The following is a 19,894-nucleotide window of genomic DNA, read 5'->3' as shown; positions in this document are numbered from 1 at the left end:
CCCGCCAGTCGGACGAGCGGCTGGTTAGAGCGTATCGAGATGGAAGGTCACTCCGCCACCCCATGCGAAGTTGCCGTCTCCGCCATCGCCGCCGATGCCGGCCACAACTTCCTGGTGCTGGTCCACCATGACCTTGTTGATCTGGGTGGCATCCGTATTGGCGTAGACCTTGGAGGTATCGTAGCCGCTGTAGGATTTTTGGCTTCCGTTCGACTCGGCGTCTCCGCCATGGGCCTTCGAAAAATACGAGGCCTTGGCGTTTGCGCCGCCGGCATCCCAATCCGCCGTCTGTTTGACGTGATCGCCGGTGTTCACGTGCACGTCGGCACCTTCCGCCTTGTTGGTCGGATCGTAGTTGACAGTCGGCTTGCTGATGATGGCTCCCTTGAAAGTACCGTCGCCGCCATTTCCGGCACTTTGACCACCGGTGTCGATCGATTTGACTTTGATCGTATCCGAGATGTTGATTGCCTTTGGCATCATTTGAGGCCTCCGTCGGTTTGTTGGCTGTCGTGCAACATCCATCCCGATCAGGCGGACGCGCGCGGCAAGTCTGGTCCGCCCACGCGCGATGGCGATAGATGTCAAATCGGACACCATCCGGTTTGGTGGGCCTACGTACGAAAGTACGACATTTCGTCAGGAGAGGCGCCTCTGCGCGGGCTTTGCATGCGAAGAGTGGCGACGGCGCGTGCCGCGATGCGATCGGCTATGCGAGCGATGCGACGTTTCGCTATGCCACCAGGTGAAGATCCGACAAGAGATGCGCGGCATCGCCACCCAGTGCGAGATTGCCGTGGCCGCCGTCCCCGCCAACGCCGGCGATCTGGACCGCACTCTGGTCGATGTGCACGTTGTTGACCTGATCGGCTACGGCCGTCGAATGGGGACCTGCGATTGCGATGTTGATGGGTGCATAGATCGCGACGCTGACGTCGATCAGACTGCCGGCAAAATAGCCGTTGCCGCCATTGCCTGCGCTGTTCGAACCGGTCGCGATCGTATCGGAGCCGCCCCACAGATTATGGGAGAGAAGGCTTGCATGGCCGCCCGCTGCGGCGTTGTCGTTGCCGCCGTGCCCGCCAATGCCAGCGATCTGAACCGCGGATTGATCCACGGAGACATCATTTATCTGGACCGCGTAAGTGCTGGAGCCATAGCCCGCGATTGCGATGTTGATCGGGTTGTACACTACAAACGAGGTATGGACGAGTTCACCGTAGAACACGCCGTCGCCGCCATTGCCGGCCTGGCTTCCGCCCGTTTGAACGTCCGAGACGCCGCCTCCGTTGCTTGATCCCCAGCCGGGGTCGAGCGTCATGACGCTGCCGCCGACGGCTACGTTGCCATGTCCGCCACTTCCGCCGACGCCCGCGATCTGAATGGCCGATTGATCGATGTCCACCGTGTTCGATTGACTTGCATGCGCAGTGCCGCTCGAGGCTGCCACCGCAATATTGATCGGATGATAGATCACCACGGGAGCGTCCACGATCGCACCCGAGAAATAGCCGCTGCCGCCGTTTCCGGCGCCGTTGTCGCCGCTCGCGATCAGGCCGGCGCCTAAGGACGTACTGACGCTGCCGCCTGATGCAATGTTGTCATTGCCGCCATGGCCGCCGACGCCGGCCATCTGAAAAGCGGATTGATCGACATTCAAATTGTTGGACTGGTTGGCCAGGGCGACCGAGCCGTATCCCAAGCTCACCGAGATGTTGATCGGTTGATAGATCAACAGGGACGCGTGAATGATGCTTCCGTAGAAGTAGCCATCTCCGCCGTTTCCGGCCGTGTTGGCTCCGCTCTCGACCGCAGCAATGCCCATCCCGGGATGTGATGCGCCGGAAGCGGGCGTGGTGGACGAAGCATCCAGGCCCGCCGCAGCGTGGTTGCCGACGTGGCCGCCCGTGTCGCCCACCGACGTGGGATGTTTGGATTGAATCGGGTCGGAGTCATTGTGCTGGGTGTTCGCGCTCGCGGGGTGCGCTCCAGAATCTGCAAATTGACCTGCAAACGGGCGGGGACCATGGACCAGGGCGCCACCGCCAACCGCGTCAGTCAGGAACGGTGCGCTCGGTGCCGGACCCGCTTCGTCGTCACCATCGTACCCATCGTGGCGATGGGAGGCGTGATGCAGCCGGATTCCATCCGACATCCGCGAAAAATCCATCGTAGCCTCCCTCATCGCAATCGCTCCGCGCGATCGGACGGGTTCTGCACTCCGGACAGACTGTCATCCCGGGAAGGTCGAATGCCCAGTCGTCAGTTCGGATATAGCGCTTCGTCTGGCGCCCGTAACATTGGCTACATCCGTTCGGGTAAACAGCCTTTGCAACTTTGCGTGGGCCGACGCTTGAAAGTGCGACCTTGAGGGGATGGCGAAAATGGACAATCGAGCTGACGGCCAGATCGCCTGCGGCCAAAATGAATCCACGGCGTTGCCGGATTTAAGTCGCATTGCGACCTAGGTCACGGCCAACGCTCCCGTCCGGGCAGGGGCGCAACACCGGGGTTTTCCATGTCCGGTCATTTGCGAGTTTATTGCGCCGCTTTTACGCTTATTGCAGGTCTCTCGACATCATCCGCGTTTTCGACGCCTCTTTCCGAACTCTTCAATGCCGGTCCCGCCACAGCCCCTGCGCCCGCTTCCGCGGAAGCAGAGTGCTTGACGCGGCCCGGCAAGTCGACCGCCGATGGCCAGCACTGGGTCTATCGGGTGGAAGGCCAGCGCAGATGCTGGTTCCAGATCGCCGAAGGAACTGAGAGGGCGAAGAAGCTGGTTCAGCAACGCGCCACCAAACATCGTGTCGCCGCGGCCGAAGAGAACCAGACCGCGGCGCGCAAGCGGAAGACGGTGGTGGATGCGCGCGCGGAGCTGCCGCGCTCCGCACCTGCGGATACGTCCCGGCCGAGCCCGTCCGTGCCCGCGCAGGTGGTTGATGCCAATCCCGTCCTCGCCACCGGGATCGCAACCCGCGCGTCGCCGGCCCCCCTTTCCAAACGCGACCGGCTCACGGCCGACGAGTTCACGCCGCGCCAGGTCGACGTGGAGGCACTCCTTGCGGCGGCGCCAGCCGCCAGTGACGTGGTTGCCGCCTCGGCGGCGCCGCTCGCCTTTTCCGCCGCAGAGGCGGGCGATGACGGACGGGTTTGGACCTGGCTTGGCATGCTGCTGATGGCTTTGGGGCTTGTCTCCGTCTTGAGCGCGAGTCTAACCATTCGGCGGGCCGCGCTGCTGCCCCAGCTATTATTCGCTTGCCAGCGGCGAGTTGACGCCAGCAGGCAGAATGGGCCTCGAGCTCCCTGGCGGCGCGGCTCCCTGGTTTGGGCCCAACAGGGCTTATGGGGCAATGCCTGGCGTCGCTCAACACCACAGCTTTCAGCACCGATCGCGGTGAGTATCTGGAGGCTTCTCTTGTCGAGGGCGAGTTCTCTCGAGAAATTTCATGCGTTCGCTCAATCGCGAGCCGCCGGGCGCCCTGCCTATTCGGAAACAACCCAGTTTCGCAGACCATCGATCGTGCGAAATCCGTCGGCGGCGTAGCAGCGGATCGATGGATGGAAGCCTTGCGTCATCTCGGCAAGCGCGTGTCCTGGACCGAGGTCCAGGACTTGATCGACCCCGAGCTCTACGAGAGCCTCCAGCGTCGCCGCCCAGTCGATCGGGCGCGCGATCTGGCATGCGAGCTTTGCTGTCGCATCGGTCACGGAGAAGATGCGCTCGCCGCCATCTCCTGCGAGGAGGGTTCGTTGGTCTGCAACAGGAGCGCGTCTGCTGGTCGCAAGCGCTTGCTGCAAGGGCGTGCAGGCCGGTTCGAGACGCGTCGTATGCGAGGCGATTTTAACGGCGAGAAGACCGGCGCGGGCGGCGCCCTGTGTCGTCGCCTCCTGACAGAGGGCGATGACATCGCACTCCGCGCCTCCAACCACGACAAGAAGGCCGGGATTCCTGATTGCGATCTCGCAGCGGTGCGTCTCGAGCAGGTGTTCGAGCGTGGCTCGTTCGAGCCCGCGGACATAGCCGAGCCGCCCATCCGGCCCCGCCACGCCGTCCATCAATCGGGCGCGGATATCGGTCAGTCGCAACGCTTCGGCGGCGGTCCATATTCCCGCAACGCTCCAGGCCGCCATCTCGCCGACGCTGTAGCCCGTGACAGCGGTGCTCTCAGTCAGCAAGTCCGCGATACAGGCGTGGATCGCGAGCGCCGATGTGACGGTTAGGATCTGGCTGGCATGGTTGGCGGACAGCTCGTCCGCGCGGCGCGTCCTTATGAACTTCCGCGGATCTTCGCCGAGACAAGCGGTCGCAGCGGCGAAGACCGATTCCGCAGCAGGCCGATCGGCGACGAGATCGAAGATATTGTCCGACAGGGTGCCTTGTCCGCCGCAGAGCAGTGCAAGCATCAGGGGGCCAGCCGATCGACGAAGAGAGCGTCCACAAACAGAGCCATGGCGAGCAGATCTGCCGATCCGCCCGGACTGAGATTGCGCGCGACGAACGCCTGGTGAATGCCGTCGGCGTGCTTGCGCCAGCCTGGGCAACCGATTCCGCCTGCGGCAAGGAATGCGGATGCGCTAGCCTGCGCGAAGCGCAATCCGTCAACTCCGCCCCTGTGCAACAGATTGGTGTCGGCAACATCTGCGATCAGCGCCATGCAGGTCTGAACCCGGACCGCCTCCTCATCCCGAGGCGCGAGCGTCCGCGCCGCATGCAGCGCGGGAAGGGCGATGTCATAGACGGAGGGGAAGCCACAAGCCGCTTCCGCCCTGGCGCCGCCGGCGCCGTAGCGACGTGACGCCACGGCACCGTGGCTACGCAGGGATATCGGGCCTGCGTAGATGGCGTCGCCCCAACGTTGCGACACCAATTCGCCGAGCGGCTTGCGAATGCCGAGAGCGCCGCGATACCCGGCCGCGGCGCAGAGCAGACCCAGTCCGAAGATCGCGCCGCGATGCGTGTTCACACCTGAGGTCGCCGCCAACATCGCGCGCTCCGCCGCAACCCCGATCGCGCGCAACCGGTCCATGCCGGCGCCCTCGGCGCCCGCGGCTGCGAGGTCGTGGAAGAACGGAGCCAGCGTGTCGGCACTTCGGCACAGGAGCCCGGCGTCCATATCGCGATGCGCGCCGTTGTCGACGTGGCTGACGAGCCCCGGCTTCGGATAGGTCTCGACTTCGAGCTTCAGGCACAGTGATGCGAGATGACCGAGCTGCTCCGCGCGGAGCGCGCGTTGCGGCGGCGCTTGCCATCTCAGCGCGACATTCATGACGCGCCACCCGCGAGAAACGCTGCACGTGTGGTGACATGAACGCCGGCCGCGCCCTTGACGAGGACTTCGTCCTCGTCAGCGCCGGTCAGCTCGCGCCATTGCACGCCGCCGGCGTGATAGACGATCTCGCCGTCCAGCCGCATCGGCGCCGTCTCTGCGATCCGCGCGATGTCTGATGGCAGGGTGTTCGCGTGCCTCGCCGACGACAGCGGCCAGAGCAGGTCGAGGTCCGATCTATCGGACAGATAGGGCAGGCCGGTGAGATGCTGCCAGGCCAGACTGCCGTACGTGCGCGTCTCAGGCAGAAGGCGGACGAGCAGGTCGATGGTCTGGCGCCACGACGCCGGCGCGGCTGTTGCCGCATCCGCCAGCAATGGCGGCGGAGCATGCGTGATGAGTTCGCCGGGGGCGAGCGCGACGGCGATACGCCGCTTGCCGTGGCTCGGCGGCAGCGGCAGGCCAAGCGGAATCATGCCTGCGAGATCGTTGCAGGCCGGCCTGCGAACCACGAGCGGGCGGCCGGCGCGCGCCCAGCCCTCGATGATCGGCTCGCTGGCAAGCGCGGGATTCCGGCTCATCGCGGCCGCCCATCCGGTGGCCGAGGCCGTCACCATCGTATGGCGCTGGAGGGCTTCAGCCATGTGGCGCCCCCTGATGCGCGGCTGCCGCGAGCGTGACAACCCGATCGGCGATCTCGGCCGCCTTCCGCCGGCCGCCACGCTCGGCGCCGAGCCGGGCGCGATCGTCCTGTCCCTGCGGCCGTTGCAGCACGGCCGCAAGCTGCGGCGCCAAAGGCGCATTTCCATCCCAGACAACGTGAATGCCGCCGGTCTGCACCATGTTGTCGAGGCCGGGCGCGAACACCGGCGTCGCTTCCGCCTTGGCCTTCAGCACATCGATCGGCAGCTTGGTGACCCGCGCCATCGACGGCAGATCCATGACCGCGGGATGCGCACCGGGCAGCGCCACCAGCGTGCCGGTGGCGAGCGCGGTGGCGATGAACGCACCGGCCGCGCTGCCGCCATAGAGCAGGCCGACGGTGCGGTGTCCCTCGGCTTCCGCCAGCAGCAGGGTCTTGGCGAGATGCGACAGATACTCGCTGAGGCCGAACAACTCGTCGCGCTTGCTCATGCGCTGGCTGGCGGAATCCACCAGGACCAGGATCGGCGCGCGATCGCCGGATTTGACGATCTCGATCACGCGCCCTGCTAGTACGATCGCCTCGTCGACGCCGAGCGGCTGACCCTGCGTGATGCCCAGCACGTGGACGCGACCTCCATCGGGAAGGATCGCCTGTCCCGCGATTATCGCGCCCGTGGTTGCGATCTTGCTGCCGTTCGGAAAGAGACTGGCCAGGATGTCATCGAGCGTCATCGGCGTTCTCCCTGTTGTCTGCCGCGCGAAGAAATGCGGCTGTGGGAAGCGCGGGAATCTCCGTCGGCTGGTCGATGCTAAGCGTCTGCCATATCTCGATGGCGTCGTCGGCCTCGCCGAAACGCTGCAATCGCCGCTCGAGGCGCGTCTGCTCGGCTTCGAGCACCGCCACGTCGCATCGCCTGTTGGCTTTGAGCGCGTCGACCGCCGCCTGACGAAACGCCTGCGCCTCGTCGTCGACGAACGCATCAGCGCCGCCGATGAGGTAGCGATGCTTGCCGCCCATGGTGCGCCACACCAGTGCGCGATCGCGCGAGTCGAACTCCTCGATGCCCTTGTTGGTCTCGATCACTTCGGGGCCGCTGACGCTGATCCGCCCCTGTTCGGATACGATCAGGCGCGAGCAGGTGCCGGCGATCAGGCTGCCGCCGCCATAACAGCCGGCACGGCCGCCGATCAGGCCGACGATGTGGATGCCGGCGCGCCGTGCCTCGATGATCGCGCGCATGATCTCGGCGATGGCGAGCTCGCCCGCATTGGCTTCCTGAAGCCGCACGCCGCCGGTGTCGAAAAGGATCAGTACGTCTTGATGAAGCGCACGCGCGGCGCGCAAGAGGCCCGTGAGCTTGGCGCCATGGACCTCGCCGAAGGCACCGCCCATGAAGCGTCCCTCCTGCGCCGCGACGAGCACGGGCACGCCGTCAAGGCGGCCGCGGCCGACGACGATGCCGTCGTCGAACTGCTCCGGCAGATCGAAGATCGCCAGATGCGGGCTCATCTCGCGCAGCTCAGGGCCAATGAGTTCGGCAAAGCTGCCGGCGTCGACGAGCGCGTCGATGCGCTGGCGGGCGCTGGCCTCGTACCAGCTCAGCAAATTGGGGTCGGCTGTGACGGCTGTCATCGTTCGGGCTCCTCGATCTTGCGGACGCCTTGCGCAAGGCGCAGCGCGACTGTGTCGGGCCTCGCGCCGCCGTCATTGATGGAAATGCGTAAGCCTCCGGCAGAGCGGCGGGCGACGAAGTCGCGGACCACAGCGTCCCAGACCGTGCCGAAGCCATGGGCTGCGGTTGCGATGTCGATCGTGCACATGTCGGCCGGCGAGACGCGTTCCAGCAGGACCTCGAGATTGCCGGAGGCGACGACGCCGACGATCGCCTGGGTGCGGGTGCCGCTGGCGCATCTCGGGGCAGTCAGTCTGAAGCTGAGCTTTTCCATGCAAAACTCCTCACCAATTGCGGAAGCGGCTGGGCGGGCGGTAGAGACCGCCGGAGGCCAGCATGAGGTCCTTGATCGAGCGGGCCGCCAGCAGGCGCCGGTCGGCGTCGAGCGGATCGATGCCGAGATCCTCGGGGCGCTGGATCACGCCGCGCTGCCTGAGCTGTTCAACCAGCTTCGCATCACGCGCGCGTCCGATGTCGGTGTAGCCGGCAACGCCGCGGATCGCCTGCTCGCGCTCGTCCTTGCTACGGCACATCAAGAGGTTGGCGATGCCTTCCTCGGTGACGATGTGGGTGACGTCGTCCGAGTAGACCATGACCGGCGCGAGATCGAGCTTGAGCTCGCGTGCCAGGTCGAGCGCATCGAGCCGCTCGACGAACAGCGGCGCATTGCGCTCACCGAAGGTCTCGCCGATCTGCACCACCAGCTTGCGGCCGCGGCGCAGCGCCGCGTTGGAGTCGGGATCGGCTTCGGCGCCGGCCTTGAGCCAGGGTTCGCTCGGGTGGCGCCGGCCGCGCGGGTCGGAGCCCATGTTAGGCGCACCGCCGAAGCCGGCGATGCGGCTGGTCGTCACCGTCGAACTGTGGCCTTCGAGGTCGATCTGAAGCGTCGATCCGATGAACATGTCGCAGGCATAGAGGCCCGCTGTCTGGCAGAAGGCGCGGTTCGATCGCAGCGAGCCGTCGGGACCCGTGAAGAAGACATCGGAACGCGCCGCGACGTAATCCTCCATGCCGACTTCCGAGCCGAAGCAGTGGATCTGGTCGACCCAGCCGGATTCGATCGCCGGAATGATCGTGGGATGTGGGTTGAGCGCGAAATGGGTGCAGATCTTGCCCTTGAGCCCGAGCCTCTCGCCATAAGTCGGCAGCAGCAGCTCGATCGCGGCGGTGTTGAAGCCGATGCCATGGTTGAGCCGGCGCACGCCGTAGGGCGCGTAGATGCCCTTGATCGCGAGCATTGCCGTCAGGATCTGGGTCTCGGTGATCGCGGCCGGGTCGCGGGTGAAGAGCGGCTCGACATAGAAGGGGCGCCCGGCCTCGACCACGAAATGCACGAGGTCGCCGGGAATATCGACGCGCGGCACCTTGTCGACGATTTCGGTCACCTGCGCCACGACGAGGCCGTTCTTGTAGCTCGTCGCCTCGACCACCGTCGGCGTGTCTTCGGTGTTGGGCCCCGTATAGAGATTGCCGTCCTTGTCGGCGCTCACCGCCGCGATGAGTGCGACGTTCGGCGTGAGATCGATGAAATACCGGGCGAACAGCTCGAGGTATGTGTGCACGGCCCCGAGCTCGATCTTGCGGCCGAACAGCATGCGCGCGATGCGGGCCGATTGCGGGCCCGAATAGGAGAAGTCGAGGCGCCGCGCGATTCCCTTGTCGAAGAGGTCGAGGTGGGAGGGCAGGACCACCCCCGACTGCACCATGTGCAGGTCATGGACATCCTGGGGGTCGAGGTTCGCGAGCGCCGAGGCGAGGATGTCGGCCTGCTTCTGATTATCGCCCTCCAGGCACACCCGGTCCCCTGACCGGATCACGGCCCTCAGGAATGCAGGCAGGTTCGCGATGGGCACCATCTTGCCCTCGGCGTGCTGGCCGCCGGCCGTCAGGCGCTCCGCCAGGGCGGCCTTTTGCATACCCCAATCGCTCATTTCGGCTCCTTGGCATGCGGGGTTGGCTTTCGATTGCCGTAATGTATGCGTATTGCCTTCAAATGTCAATTAGTGTATACATAAACCCATAAGCGATGGATATTCGCATACACAGGAGGGAGTTTACGATGCGAATGCATGCAGATAGTCCAAGTCCTGGGGATCGTGCCTTGCTCGCCGAGGGGAGGCGCCCGTGACCATTTCCGGCGTAGCGCTGCTCGCGATCTGCACCCTCTTAGGGGGCCTGTTGGGGGACCTGCTCGGCGTCGCCCTCGGTGTGAAGGCCAATGTCGGCGGCGTGGGCATCGCCATGATGTTCTTGATCGCGGCCCGGCTCTGGCTGGTGCGGCACGGCATACTCAGCCACGGGCTCAAGACCGGCGTCGAGTTCTGGGGCAGCTTCTACATTCCGATCGTGGTCGCCATGGCCGCGCAGCAGAATGTGGTCGCCGCGGCAAAAGGCGGTCCGATCGTCGTCATTGCGGGGATCGGCGCGGTCGCGGTGTGTTTCGCGATGGTGGCCCTGATCGGCCGGTTCAGCGGTCGTGTCGAGACCATGGACGAGATCGAGGCGCGAGAGGCCGAGGCGCTCGCTGCACCTGTGCCCCACTTCAAGTCCGGGAGGATCGGATGATCATGATGTCTCACATTCTCGCCGCCAATGCGCTGATCACTGCGTTCGCGGTCGTCGGAATCCTGATGTGGATCTCCGGAGCGATCTCGAAATATCTCACCTTCGGGCGCATTCACGCCTCGGCGATTGCGATCATGCTGGGCCTGGCGCTGGCCTTTTGGGGAGGCATCTCCACCGGCGGCGAGAAGGGCGTGGCCGACCTGCCAGCCCTGGCCGGGATCGGCCTGATGGGTGGAGCGATGCTGCGCGATTTCGCCATCGTCGCCACCGCCTTCGAGGTCGATGTCGTCCATGCGCGCAAGGCCGGGGTGATTGGTGCGGTCGCACTCGGACTGGGAACGGTGGTGCCGTTCATTCTCGGCGTGTTCGTCGCCGCGGCGTTTGGCTACACTGACGCGGAATCGCTGACGACGATCGGCGCCGGAGCGGTCACCTACATCGTGGGCCCGGTCACGGGCGCGGCGATCGGTGCATCCTCACCGGTTATTGCGCTCTCGATCGCGACCGGTGTATTCAAGGCGGTGATCGTCATGATCGGCACGCCCTTTGTGGCGAAGATGATCGGCCTGAACAATCCGCGTAGCGCGATGGTGTTTGGCGGCTTGATGGGAACGGTCAGCGGCGTGTCTGGAGGGTTGGCGGCGACGGACCGGCGTCTGGTGCCCTACGGTGCGCTGACGGCGACATTCCACACCGGGCTCGGATGCCTGGTCGCGCCCTCGATCCTTTACTTCGCGGTGCGCGCGATCACGGGAGGCTGAATGGCAGAAGTATTGAAGGTCGCAGTCGACGCGGAGGACGATGGCGGGCTACTCTCCGATCGCATCCGGAACGCGCTTACGGACGAGATTGCCTCGGGGGCGCTCGTCGCCGGTTCGGCCCTGGAAGAGCAGCAGCTTGCCGATCGTTTTGGAGCTTCCCGCACGCCGGTGCGGGAGGCGCTTCGCCAGCTCGTGGTCAGCGGCCTCGTCGAGGTGCGCGGCCGCCGCGGCCTCGTCGTTGCGCGGATGACGCCGGAGCGCATCATGGACATGTTCGAGACCAGCGCCGAGGTGGAAGCCATGTGCGTCAGGCTCGCAACCTACCGCATGACGCCGCTCGAGCGCAGCCATCTGATCGAGCTCCATGACGCTTCGCTCAAGATGGTCGAGGCGAACGATGTCGACGCCTATGACGCGTTCAACCGGGAATTCCACGAATGCATCTACCGGGCAACGCACAACTCGTTTCTCGCCGAGCAGGCGCAGGACGTGCGTTCGCGGCTCAGCGCCTTCCGCCGCACCCAATTGCGGCAGGGCGATCGCATTCGCAAGTCCCGCGACGAGCATGATGCCATCATGCAGGCGATCGCGGAAGGTGACGGAGAGACCGCAGCGCGCCGAATGCGTGCGCACATGCTGAATGCCGCGTCCGCGCTCAGGCGCTACATCGATGATCGCCTCGGCTGAGTAGCCCGATCGCACGATCGGGCCGATAGCTTGACCGCATCCGGCGGCCGCAGGCATGGACCATTGGTAAGGTCGCGTGCCCATTCTGCCTGATCGAGGCGCGCCGCGCTCGCATCGTGCCGAGCGGCTTGAGCGCGGCGTCAAATATTTCTACATCCACTCAGATCCGTTCCTGTGTGCCGGTTTGACAGGTATCAGGAAGCTGTTAGGCCAATAGTCCGAAGCAAAACATACGCAACGAACCGTACTCTTGCGGCTTGGGCCGGCGCCTGGCTTGAGACGCTGGTCCTTGTCCCTAGGCATAGGGACAGACACGGCCCCGCGATCCGCTTAGGGTCGCTCGCCTGGTTGCTCGTAACCCCGGGACAGGGCCTGAACATCGGACGATCTCCTCCGGGTCCTTGATGCCGCCCGCGGGGGCCGATGCAACCGGCCGAAGCACTGGGGCGGACAGGGAGGAGCTGCATGACGATCGGTTTCACGCGAGTTTGTCTTGTTGTGGCCTGCGCACTTTATGGATACGCGGCGCGCGCGGAAATCAAAGTCGGAATTGTGATTTCGGCCACCGGCCCGGGATCTGCGTTGGGGCAACCCCAGCTCAAGACTGTCGCAGCTCTGCCAAAAGAGATCGGCGGAGAGAAGGTGACCTACATCATCCTGGACGACGAGTCTGACTCCACCAAAGGGATCCAGAACGCGCGCCGGCTCGTGATCCAGGACAAGGTCGATGTGCTGGTCGGCTCGTCTCTGACGCCGGTGACCATGCCGATGCTCGACGTCGCGCTGGAGTCGAAGACGCCGCTGCTATCGCTTGCGGCCGCCACCGCCATCGTTCAGCCGCTGGACGACAAACGGGCCTGGGCCTTCAAGGTCGTCCCCAACGATGACCTGATGGCGAGCGCCATTCTCAAATACATCGCGAAATCCGGCGCGAAGACGCTTGGCTTTATCGGTGTTTCGGATGGGTATGGCGAAGGTTACTATAAGGAGGTGAGCCGCCTTGCGCCGACTTTGGGTCTGACGGTGACGACACATGAAGTCTACGCGCGTGCGGACACCAGCGTCACCGGCCAGGCGTTGAAGGTGATGTCGACGAATCCTGACGCCGTCTTCATTGCTTCTGCAGGTACCCCGGCGGTCCTGCCGCAACAGGCGCTCCGTGAGCGCGGATACACCGGAAAGATCTTTCAGACGCATGGCGTGGCCAGCGAGGAGTTCATCAAGCTCGGAGGCGCGACCGTCGAAGGCGCTATTTTCGCCGGCGAGGCCTTTACCGTTGCGGCCGATCTTCCGGCGGGAGACCCGTTCCGTCACGCGACGGAGCAGTTCGTGACCGCCTATGAGGCGGTGAACGGTCAGAAACCCAATATGTTCGCGGCTCACCTCTGGGATGTCGTCGCGCTGATTGGGAAAGCTGCTCCAAACGCGCTGAAGACAACGAAGCCGGGCACGCCTGAGTTTCGTGCAGCTCTGCGGGACGAACTCGAGCGCGGGGAGAACATCTATCTCAACAACGGGCTGTCGAACATGAGGAAGACCGACCACAACGGCTATGATGAACGCTCAGCCTTTTTGATCAAGGTCGAGGGCGGGAAGTTCCGCTTGGCGAAATAGCAGCGCGCCATCCTCGGGAAGACGCGATGTGGAAGCCGAGCTTCTCGTCGGTGATCTCGCTCCTCAGCCTGGAGGACAGGGCGTCACGCCGTCAGCGCGCCACGAGAGGGACATAGTGCTCGAGTTCGGGATCGGGGAAATGGATCGTCCGGCCAAGCTCCGCAGAGCGATAGAGTCCCATAAGCATTTCCATGACGCCGACCCCGTCATCGAAGGTTTCTGCCGGACTCATGCCTCGCCTGAATGCCTCCACCATATGGCGGTTCTCGTCGGTGTAGCCGTAGATGCCGGCTTCGTCCTCGACGACCGGCATCAGACCTTGCTCGGAATTCTGCTTCTCGACGAGGTCCTCGCCCTCTGATCCGCTGATCGCACGGGAAAGGAAGACCTTGAGGCCCGTTGAGAGCGAGGAGAACTCCATCGAATATTCGGGACCAAGCAATTCAAGCTGGATGCGCAAGCCCGCGCCGACATACGCCCATGAGGTTGTCGCCTCGATCATCAATTGATGCCCGTCGGTATCTTCCATCGTAAGTATCCCGCGCGCGAAATCTTCGACCGGACGTTTGGTGAAATCGACCCCCATTCGCCTCTTGAGGTCGGCAGCGTAGTGGGGGCGCGTCCATTTGAGATTGGCCGTCGTGGCGTTGGCACTGACCAGCCGTAGGGAGTCGCGCTTTGCGCCTGGCGCGGTCAGCATGAAGCGTGCGACCTCGACTGAATGGCACATCATGTCGGAGAGCACGCCCCCTCCTTGCTTGTCGCCTTGCCAGAACCATGGCTCGTGCGGTCCTGAATGCTCCTCGGCGGCACGCGCGAGATAGGGGCGTCCACTTCCGGGTACGGCTCGGCGCCAGATGATGTCCTTGCCGCGCATCACCGCGGTCGAGAAAAGCTGGTTCTCCAGATAACCGTGAAGCAGGCCTGCATCTTCGACGAGCCTGCGCATTTCCCGTGCTTCGGCAAGCGTGCGGGCGAGTGGCTTTTCGCAGGCAATGGCGCGCAGGGGAGCCCCGGCCTTGGTCACGCGGTGGATCTCGCGCATGATGTCGAGGCGGCTGTCGTTCGGCGTCAGCAGCCAAAGCGCATCGACCTCGCCGGACATTGCCATCGCCTCGATGCTGTCAAACACATGCGCCGGCCCAAGGCCAAGATTGCGCGCCTTGTCGGCAATGCGTGTCCGCCGCTCGGCGGAACGGCTGTAGACGCCGCCGACGCTGACGTTGCGCACGCCGAGCATGGACTGCAGATGGAACGCGGCGATGAAGCCGCTGCCGACAAGGCCGATGCGCAGCATTGGAAGTTCCGTGAGCTTCTGCATGTCAGAGACCTCCTTCAATGAAAATGTGGTGGTTCAGACCGACGTGGGCGTTCTGCGTTGCCTGCCCGGGATCGCGGCCAGCAGTGCCTGCGTGTAGGGATGCTCCGGCCGTTCCAGCAGATCTACCGTCGGCCTGATCTCGACGATTTCTCCGAGGCGCATCACTGCGATCCTATCGCAGACCTGGGCCGCGACGTTGAGATCGTGGGTGATGAACAGCACCGCCAGCCGCAGCCGTACCTTCAATGTCTCGAGCAAGGTGAGCACCTGCGCCTGGACAGAGACGTCGAGCGCCGACACCGGTTCGTCGGCCACCAGCACCTCTGGGTCGAGCGCGAGCGCGCGCGCAATTCCGATCCGCTGGCGTTGCCCTCCGGAGAATTCATGCGGAAAGCGTCGCGCGGCGCTCGGGTCGAGACCCACGAGCGCCAGCAGTTCCCCGGCACGCGCGAAGGCCTGCGCCGGCGGGACGCCGTGCGCGATCGGCCCGTCGGCGATAATTCGCCCGACGCGGCGACGCGGATTGAGCGAGGCGAAGGGATCCTGGAACACCATTTGGACGTGCTTGCGGGCGGCCCGCAGGCCGGCACCGCGAGCCTCGGAGAAATCGAGTTCGCCGATACGGACCACGCCCGCATCGGCGTCGGTGAGACGCATCACCAGCCGACCGATCGTGCTCTTGCCCGAGCCGGACTCTCCGACGAGGCCGAGCGTCTCGCCGCGCCGGATTTCGAAGGTCACATTCTTTACGGCTGCGACCTCGGTCTGCGAGTTGAACCAGTCGTTGCCACGATAGATTTTCGCAAGTCCGGTCGCGGCGCAGGCGATCGGTTCGTCCTCGACCCGGACCCGGACCGGCGGGGTCCCGCCGGGCACCGCGGCGAGCAGCCGGCGCGTATAGGGATGCTGCGGGCGTTCGAGCACGTCCTCCACGGACCCCTGTTCGACGACGCGACCCTTCTCCATGACCGCGACGCGGTCCGCGATGTCGGCGACGACGCCGAAATCATGGGTGATGAACAGCACCGCCATGCCGCGCCGCTGCTGAATGTCCCGGATCAACCGAAGGATCTGCGCCTGTGTCGTGACGTCGAGTGCCGTGGTTGGTTCGTCCGCGACCAGGATCGATGGTTCGAGCGCAAGGGCCATTGCGATCATGGCACGCTGACGCTGGCCACCCGACAACTGATGCGGGTAGCTGCGGATGATCCGCTCGAGGTCGCGCATGCCGACCTCTTCGAGGAGGGCGCGCAAGTGGGCCTGCCGCTCCGTTGGCGTGAATTGTCCGTGCGCCTCGAACGCTTCCATGATCTGGTCGCCGATCCTGATCACAGGATTGAGCGCTGTCATCGGTTCCTGGAAGATCATCGCGATGCGTCGCCCGCGCAACGTCCGCCATTCTGCTGCGGGGAGGTTCAGCAAATCGCGCCCCTCAAAGTGTATGGCCCCTGCAACCGGGCGAATGGCCCTGGGCAGCAGGCCCATGACAGCAGCGGCGCAGACCGATTTACCGGAGCCGGATTCACCGACGACGCAGAGGATTTGCCGCGGATGCAGAGCAAGCGAAACGTCCTCGACGGCAGAGGCACGATCTCCGCCGGCGGGCAGCGCCAGCGTCAGCTGCTCGATCGACAGGATCGCCTCTATTGTCTCGCTCATGCTGCCCGATCCGACATCACGTCTTTCTCATCCTGGTCACGCCGCCAGTGCAATGCCGTCCTTGCGATGGTCCGACGCGCCGAGAATGACGCCCCCGGAAAGATCGACGTGCACGGCCTGACAACCTCCGAGCGGTTCGTCCGCCCAGATCACGCGATGACCGCGCGCAATCAATTCGTCGGCGACGGAGCCGGGAATCGTGGGTTCGAGGCTCAGCGTGCCATCAAACGCGAAGCTGCGCGGCGCATCCGAGGACTGCTGAATGTCGAGCCCACGGTCGAGCACGCCGCTCAGGATCTGCATATGTCCCGCCGCCTGGTATTGTCCACCCATCACGCCGAAGGCCATGATCGGCTTGCCGTGCTTCGCCAGCAAACCCGGAATGATGGTGTGAAAGGGACGTTTTCGCGGCGCAATCGCATTGGGATGTCTTTCGAGAAGGGAGAATCCCGAACCGCGGTTCTGCAATAGCACGCCCGCGCGCGGGGCGTAGATGCCGCTACCGAACGCGAAGAAAAGCGAATTGATGAAAGATACCATGTTGCCGTCGCGGTCGGCGACCGCGACGTAAGCCGTGTCACGATGAACAGGCATGTCGAAATCCGCTGATGCGCTGGCACGCTTCCGGTCGATGGAGGAGCGCAATGCCGCGACCGACGCCTCCGAGAGCAGCGAATCGACATCGAGCGGACGGAATTCCGGATCGGCGACCAGCGCGTCGCGCTGCCGGTAGGCCGCCTTGGTTGCCTCGGCAAGGAGGTGAATGCGATCCGCCTCGCCGAGTGCCGGGTTGGCCATGTCGAAGCCGGCAAGGATGCGGGCGATCAGCAGCGCCGCGACGCCCTGTCCGTTAGGCGGACATTGCAGGATTTGATGATCGCGGTAGTCGACGCTGATCGGCTCGACGTACTCCGATCGGGCACTTGCGAGATCTTCAAGCTGCATCACTCCGCCCAGCGCCTTCAATGTCGCGACGATTTCTTCGGCGACGGCACCTTCGTAAAACGCGGCGCGTCCCTCACGTGCAATCCGGCGCAGCGTCGCGCCGAGTGCGGGATGATTGAGCTTACTGCCGACGACGGGTGCAGCGCCACCGGGCAGATAGACCGGTACGCCGGTCTGATGTCGTTCGATGCGATCGGCGTAGCGTGCCCAATCCAGCGCGGCGCGGGGCGTCACCACAAAGCCGGTCTCGGCCGCGCGGATCGCCGGCGCCAGAACCTCGTCCAGGCCTTTTGAACCATAGTCGCCAGCGAGGCGGCACCACGCATCGACCGCCCCCGGAACTGTGACTGCATGGGGTGAATCGTCCGGGATCGACGTCAGCCCGCGTTGCCGAAACCAGCCGAGTTCGGCCTTCACCGGCGCTCGGCCCGAGCCGTTGACAGCGACGGGTTTGCCGGAGGCGGGAGCATAGATCGCAAAACAGTCGCCGCCGATGCCGGTCATATGCGGATCAATGACACCCTGGAGGGCGATCGCGGCAATGGCGGCATCGACGGCATTACCGCCGCTGCGCAGGATCTCGACCGCAGCGAGCGTGACGGCCGGATGAGAGGTCGCGGCCATGCCCCGGTCGCCCACTGCCAGCGAGCGCCCCGGCACCATGAAATCGCGCTGTCCCCAGCTCATGCCCTTCTCCGATTGTTGTTATGGGGCCGCGTGGCGAGGGCTGCGGCAGCCGGTTCATCGCAAAGGATATCGACGTTGCCGTGCAGGCGGAGTGCCGAGGCAGGGCAAGCTGCTGTGATCGGACCCTCGATCGCGGCTGCGATGGCGGCTGCTTTCTCCGGTCCCTTGGCGACAAGGAGGATGCTCCGAGCCTCCAGGATTGTCGCTATGCCCATTGTGATAGCACGTTCGGGAATCGACGCCGGATCAGGAAAATTGATGGCATTCGCGATGCGGGTTGCTTCATCGAGTCTGACCTCGCGGGTACGTGAGGCGAAATCCGAACCTGGCTCATTGAAGCCGATATGGCCGTTGGCGCCGATGCCGAGGAGCAGCAGGTCGATGCCCCCGGCAGCCGCAATCTGCGCCTCATAGCGCGCAGCCTCTGCGGCGACGTCGTCGGCCGTGCCATCGGGGATCCTTGCCCGACCGGCTTCCATATCCACATGCCCAAACAAATGCTGCTGCATATAGGCATGGAAGCTTCCAGGCGATTGGGGTGCGACGCCCACATATTCATCGAGGTTGAAACTCGACGCCGTTCGGAATGAGATGAGGCCGGCGCGGGTCGCGGCGACAAGGCGGGCATAGAGCGGCGCCATTGTCGCTCCGGTCGCAAGACCGAGGGTGACCGGCCGTCGATCGTGCAGCCGCGCGATGACGAGCGCGGCTGCGCGTTCCGCGACGGCGGCGGCATTGCCGACAACTTCGATTCTCGGCGCCTGCTCCTTCATGCCGCGACATCTGCTGCCGTGAAAGGAAGAGCCAGCGGGCCCGCATCCTTGCCGGTGCCAAACAGCGAGCGATGCACGAGGTCGATCGCGCTTCCGATCGCGCCGATCAGCGTGGCGCGATTGCCGAGCGCGCTGAGCTCGATACGAACAGGCTCGCGCATGCAGCGTCCCAGATGTTCATCGATCCGGACCTTCAACTCGGGCCGCGCGCCGATGCTGCCGCCCATGATGATGATTTCCGAATCGAGGATGCTGTGCACCGCCAGGATCGCGGTCGTGAGGATCCGGCCGATCTCGTCGATCGTCACTCGTGCCGCCTCCTCGACCGCGAGCCGATCGAAGACATCGCGCACGGTACTGCCGGGCGCGCCACCGAGCGCGATATAGCGTTCGACAATGCCGGCGCTGCCGATCGCGGTTTCCAGGGTGCCGAACCGAAGACCGCGCGCATCGTAGGGATCGCCCCCAAGCGGCAGGTAGGCTATCTCGCCGGCCGCCCCGCGTGCGCCGCGCACGAGATAGCCGTTCGAAAAGATGCCCATGCCAATGCCGGTGCCGACTGCGATGAAGGCGAAACTGCGCGCCTTGCGGCTGTTGCCGCGCCAATGCTCCCCGATTGCGGCGAGATTGACGTCATTTTCGATGGCGACGTCGATTCCGAGCCGTTCGCGCAGCGCGGCCCTCACGTCCAGGCTATCCAGTCCGGGGATATTGGGCGCGATGGCGATGCTGCCCGACGCGGGGTCGACCATCCCCGGACTTCCCATCACGCCGCCGCGCAAGCGTTGCGCCGATACGGACGCACGCTGAAGCAGGGCATCCTTCATGCGATCGATCTGTGCGACCACGGCAGCGCCGCCGTCGCCGGATGTCGGTTCGATGCTCTCGGCGACGATCTCACCGTGCAGATCGGCAAGTGCGACATGCAGTTTCGTGCCGCCAAGGTCGATACCCAACACGAAGGCGGCATCCGGCCGGAGCGCATAGGTGACGGCGCTCCTCCCCACGCTGCCCTGGATTTGACCGTCCTCATGGACCCAGCCGTCGCGCTCGAGATCACGCATCACTTCGGAGATGGTCTGCTTGGACAGGCCCGTGCTGCGGGCGATTTCGGCGCGCGATACCGAGCGATCGCGCAGCAGGCGCTCTACCACAAGGCGCACGGATTGCTGTCGCGCAACGGGCGATGAGGGGGCGTCTGGCATGGGCCTCAATCCAATTAGTCAACATACCGAACTAATACCTCGCCTGATCTGTCGTCAAGGGGTGCGGTGCGAGGATTTTGCGCTCTCGAAAG

Annotated in this window: 19 protein-coding genes; 5 read left to right on the top strand and 14 right to left on the bottom strand. The window is 64.6% G+C overall.

All coding sequences use genetic code 11. The features are described from left to right. Nucleotides 1–24: 24 nt before the first annotated feature. Together AB7535_RS25125 and AB7535_RS25120 are read right to left on the bottom strand one after the other, a co-directional pair. On the bottom strand, nt 25–483 hold the full coding sequence (locus AB7535_RS25125; RefSeq protein WP_028150787.1) for a hypothetical protein: 459 nt from the start codon (nt 481–483) through the stop codon (nt 25–27). Between the two features lie 250 nt (nt 484–733). Next, on the bottom strand, nt 734–2,170 hold the full coding sequence (locus tag AB7535_RS25120) for a hypothetical protein (RefSeq protein WP_245344165.1): 1,437 nt from the start codon (nt 2,168–2,170) through the stop codon (nt 734–736). Nucleotides 2,171–2,518: 348 nt separating this feature from the next. On the opposite strand from AB7535_RS25120, the gene AB7535_RS25115 reads away from it, so the two are divergent. After that, a complete protein-coding gene (locus AB7535_RS25115; RefSeq protein ID WP_144030796.1) occupies nt 2,519–3,544 on the top strand; it encodes a hypothetical protein in 1,026 nt (341 codons plus the stop codon). Here the strand turns inward: AB7535_RS25115 and AB7535_RS25110 are convergent. Genes AB7535_RS25110 through mdcA form a run of 7 tightly spaced genes read right to left on the bottom strand, consistent with a single transcriptional unit; the run spans nt 3,484 to nt 9,516 of the window. Further along, nucleotides 3,484–4,404 (bottom strand): acyltransferase domain-containing protein, encoded by a 921-nt coding sequence (locus tag AB7535_RS25110; protein ID WP_085402432.1) that lies wholly within the window; start codon nt 4,402–4,404, stop codon nt 3,484–3,486. The two genes, AB7535_RS25115 and AB7535_RS25110, sit on opposite strands and share 61 nt — an antisense overlap. After that, the gene (gene mdcB, locus AB7535_RS25105; RefSeq protein ID WP_063981834.1) at nt 4,404–5,267 is read right to left on the bottom strand and encodes a triphosphoribosyl-dephospho-CoA synthase MdcB; all 864 of its coding nucleotides are present in this window, start codon (nt 5,265–5,267) and stop codon (nt 4,404–4,406) included. The genes AB7535_RS25110 and mdcB overlap by 1 nt, the downstream gene beginning before the upstream one ends. Continuing rightward, complete coding sequence (mdcG, locus tag AB7535_RS25100; protein WP_085402433.1) at nt 5,264–5,911, bottom strand: malonate decarboxylase holo-[acyl-carrier-protein] synthase; 648 nt, start codon at nt 5,909–5,911, stop codon at nt 5,264–5,266. The genes mdcB and mdcG overlap by 4 nt, the downstream gene beginning before the upstream one ends. Further along, on the bottom strand, nt 5,904–6,644 hold the full coding sequence (gene mdcE / locus AB7535_RS25095) for a biotin-independent malonate decarboxylase subunit gamma (RefSeq protein WP_085402434.1): 741 nt from the start codon (nt 6,642–6,644) through the stop codon (nt 5,904–5,906). The genes mdcG and mdcE overlap by 8 nt, the downstream gene beginning before the upstream one ends. Continuing rightward, nucleotides 6,631–7,545 (bottom strand): biotin-independent malonate decarboxylase subunit beta, encoded by a 915-nt coding sequence (locus tag AB7535_RS25090; RefSeq protein WP_085402435.1) that lies wholly within the window; start codon nt 7,543–7,545, stop codon nt 6,631–6,633. The genes mdcE and AB7535_RS25090 overlap by 14 nt, the downstream gene beginning before the upstream one ends. Continuing rightward, the gene (gene mdcC / locus AB7535_RS25085; RefSeq protein ID WP_085402436.1) at nt 7,542–7,859 is read right to left on the bottom strand and encodes a malonate decarboxylase acyl carrier protein; all 318 of its coding nucleotides are present in this window, start codon (nt 7,857–7,859) and stop codon (nt 7,542–7,544) included. The genes AB7535_RS25090 and mdcC overlap by 4 nt, the downstream gene beginning before the upstream one ends. 10 nt (nt 7,860–7,869) lie before the next feature. Further along, on the bottom strand, nt 7,870–9,516 hold the full coding sequence (mdcA, locus tag AB7535_RS25080) for a malonate decarboxylase subunit alpha (RefSeq protein ID WP_085402437.1): 1,647 nt from the start codon (nt 9,514–9,516) through the stop codon (nt 7,870–7,872). Nucleotides 9,517–9,709: 193 nt separating this feature from the next. On the opposite strand from mdcA, the gene madL reads away from it, so the two are divergent. From madL to AB7535_RS25060, 4 genes are all read left to right on the top strand, one after another. Continuing rightward, entirely contained in the window at nt 9,710–10,150 is a 441-nt protein-coding gene (gene madL, locus AB7535_RS25075) for a malonate transporter subunit MadL (RefSeq protein ID WP_028149209.1), read from the top strand. Continuing rightward, entirely contained in the window at nt 10,147–10,911 is a 765-nt protein-coding gene (gene madM / locus AB7535_RS25070; RefSeq protein ID WP_063981840.1) for a malonate transporter subunit MadM, read from the top strand. Before madL ends, madM begins: the two co-directional genes overlap by 4 nt. Next, on the top strand, nt 10,912–11,598 hold the full coding sequence (locus AB7535_RS25065) for a GntR family transcriptional regulator (protein ID WP_085402438.1): 687 nt from the start codon (nt 10,912–10,914) through the stop codon (nt 11,596–11,598). It abuts the gene before it with no gap. A gap of 465 nt (nt 11,599–12,063) precedes the next feature. After that, nucleotides 12,064–13,212 carry an ABC transporter substrate-binding protein gene (locus tag AB7535_RS25060; RefSeq protein ID WP_439037057.1) on the top strand — a complete coding sequence of 383 codons (1,149 nt, stop codon included), beginning with the start codon at nt 12,064–12,066 and terminating at the stop codon, nt 13,210–13,212. Between the two features lie 91 nt (nt 13,213–13,303). Here the strand turns inward: AB7535_RS25060 and AB7535_RS25055 are convergent, their stop codons facing one another. Genes AB7535_RS25055 through AB7535_RS25035 form a run of 5 tightly spaced genes read right to left on the bottom strand, consistent with a single transcriptional unit; the run spans nt 13,304 to nt 19,802 of the window. Beyond that, nucleotides 13,304–14,533 carry a Gfo/Idh/MocA family protein gene (locus AB7535_RS25055; RefSeq protein ID WP_439037056.1) on the bottom strand — a complete coding sequence of 410 codons (1,230 nt, stop codon included), beginning with the start codon at nt 14,531–14,533 and terminating at the stop codon, nt 13,304–13,306. A 33-nt stretch (nt 14,534–14,566) separates the two neighbouring features. Beyond that, entirely contained in the window at nt 14,567–16,192 is a 1,626-nt protein-coding gene (locus AB7535_RS25050; RefSeq protein ID WP_085402441.1) for an ABC transporter ATP-binding protein, read from the bottom strand. Nucleotides 16,193–16,228: 36 nt separating this feature from the next. Further along, nucleotides 16,229–17,824: a gamma-glutamyltransferase gene (gene ggt / locus AB7535_RS25045; RefSeq protein ID WP_085402442.1), complete on the bottom strand. Its 1,596-nt coding sequence runs from the start codon at nt 17,822–17,824 to the stop codon at nt 16,229–16,231. Then, nucleotides 17,821–18,597 carry a glucosamine-6-phosphate deaminase gene (gene nagB / locus AB7535_RS25040; protein ID WP_085402443.1) on the bottom strand — a complete coding sequence of 259 codons (777 nt, stop codon included), beginning with the start codon at nt 18,595–18,597 and terminating at the stop codon, nt 17,821–17,823. Before nagB ends, ggt begins: the two co-directional genes overlap by 4 nt. After that, nucleotides 18,594–19,802 carry an ROK family transcriptional regulator gene (locus AB7535_RS25035; RefSeq protein ID WP_245344166.1) on the bottom strand — a complete coding sequence of 403 codons (1,209 nt, stop codon included), beginning with the start codon at nt 19,800–19,802 and terminating at the stop codon, nt 18,594–18,596. The genes nagB and AB7535_RS25035 overlap by 4 nt, the downstream gene beginning before the upstream one ends. Nucleotides 19,803–19,894 lie beyond the last annotated feature (92 nt).

This window comes from Bradyrhizobium sp. 956_D2_N1_4, assembly GCF_052076025.1.
Taxonomy (GTDB): domain Bacteria; phylum Pseudomonadota; class Alphaproteobacteria; order Rhizobiales; family Xanthobacteraceae; genus Bradyrhizobium; species Bradyrhizobium barranii.
The sequence above is the reverse complement of the archived record's forward strand: the minus strand, read 5'-3'. Positions and strand labels throughout refer to the sequence as shown.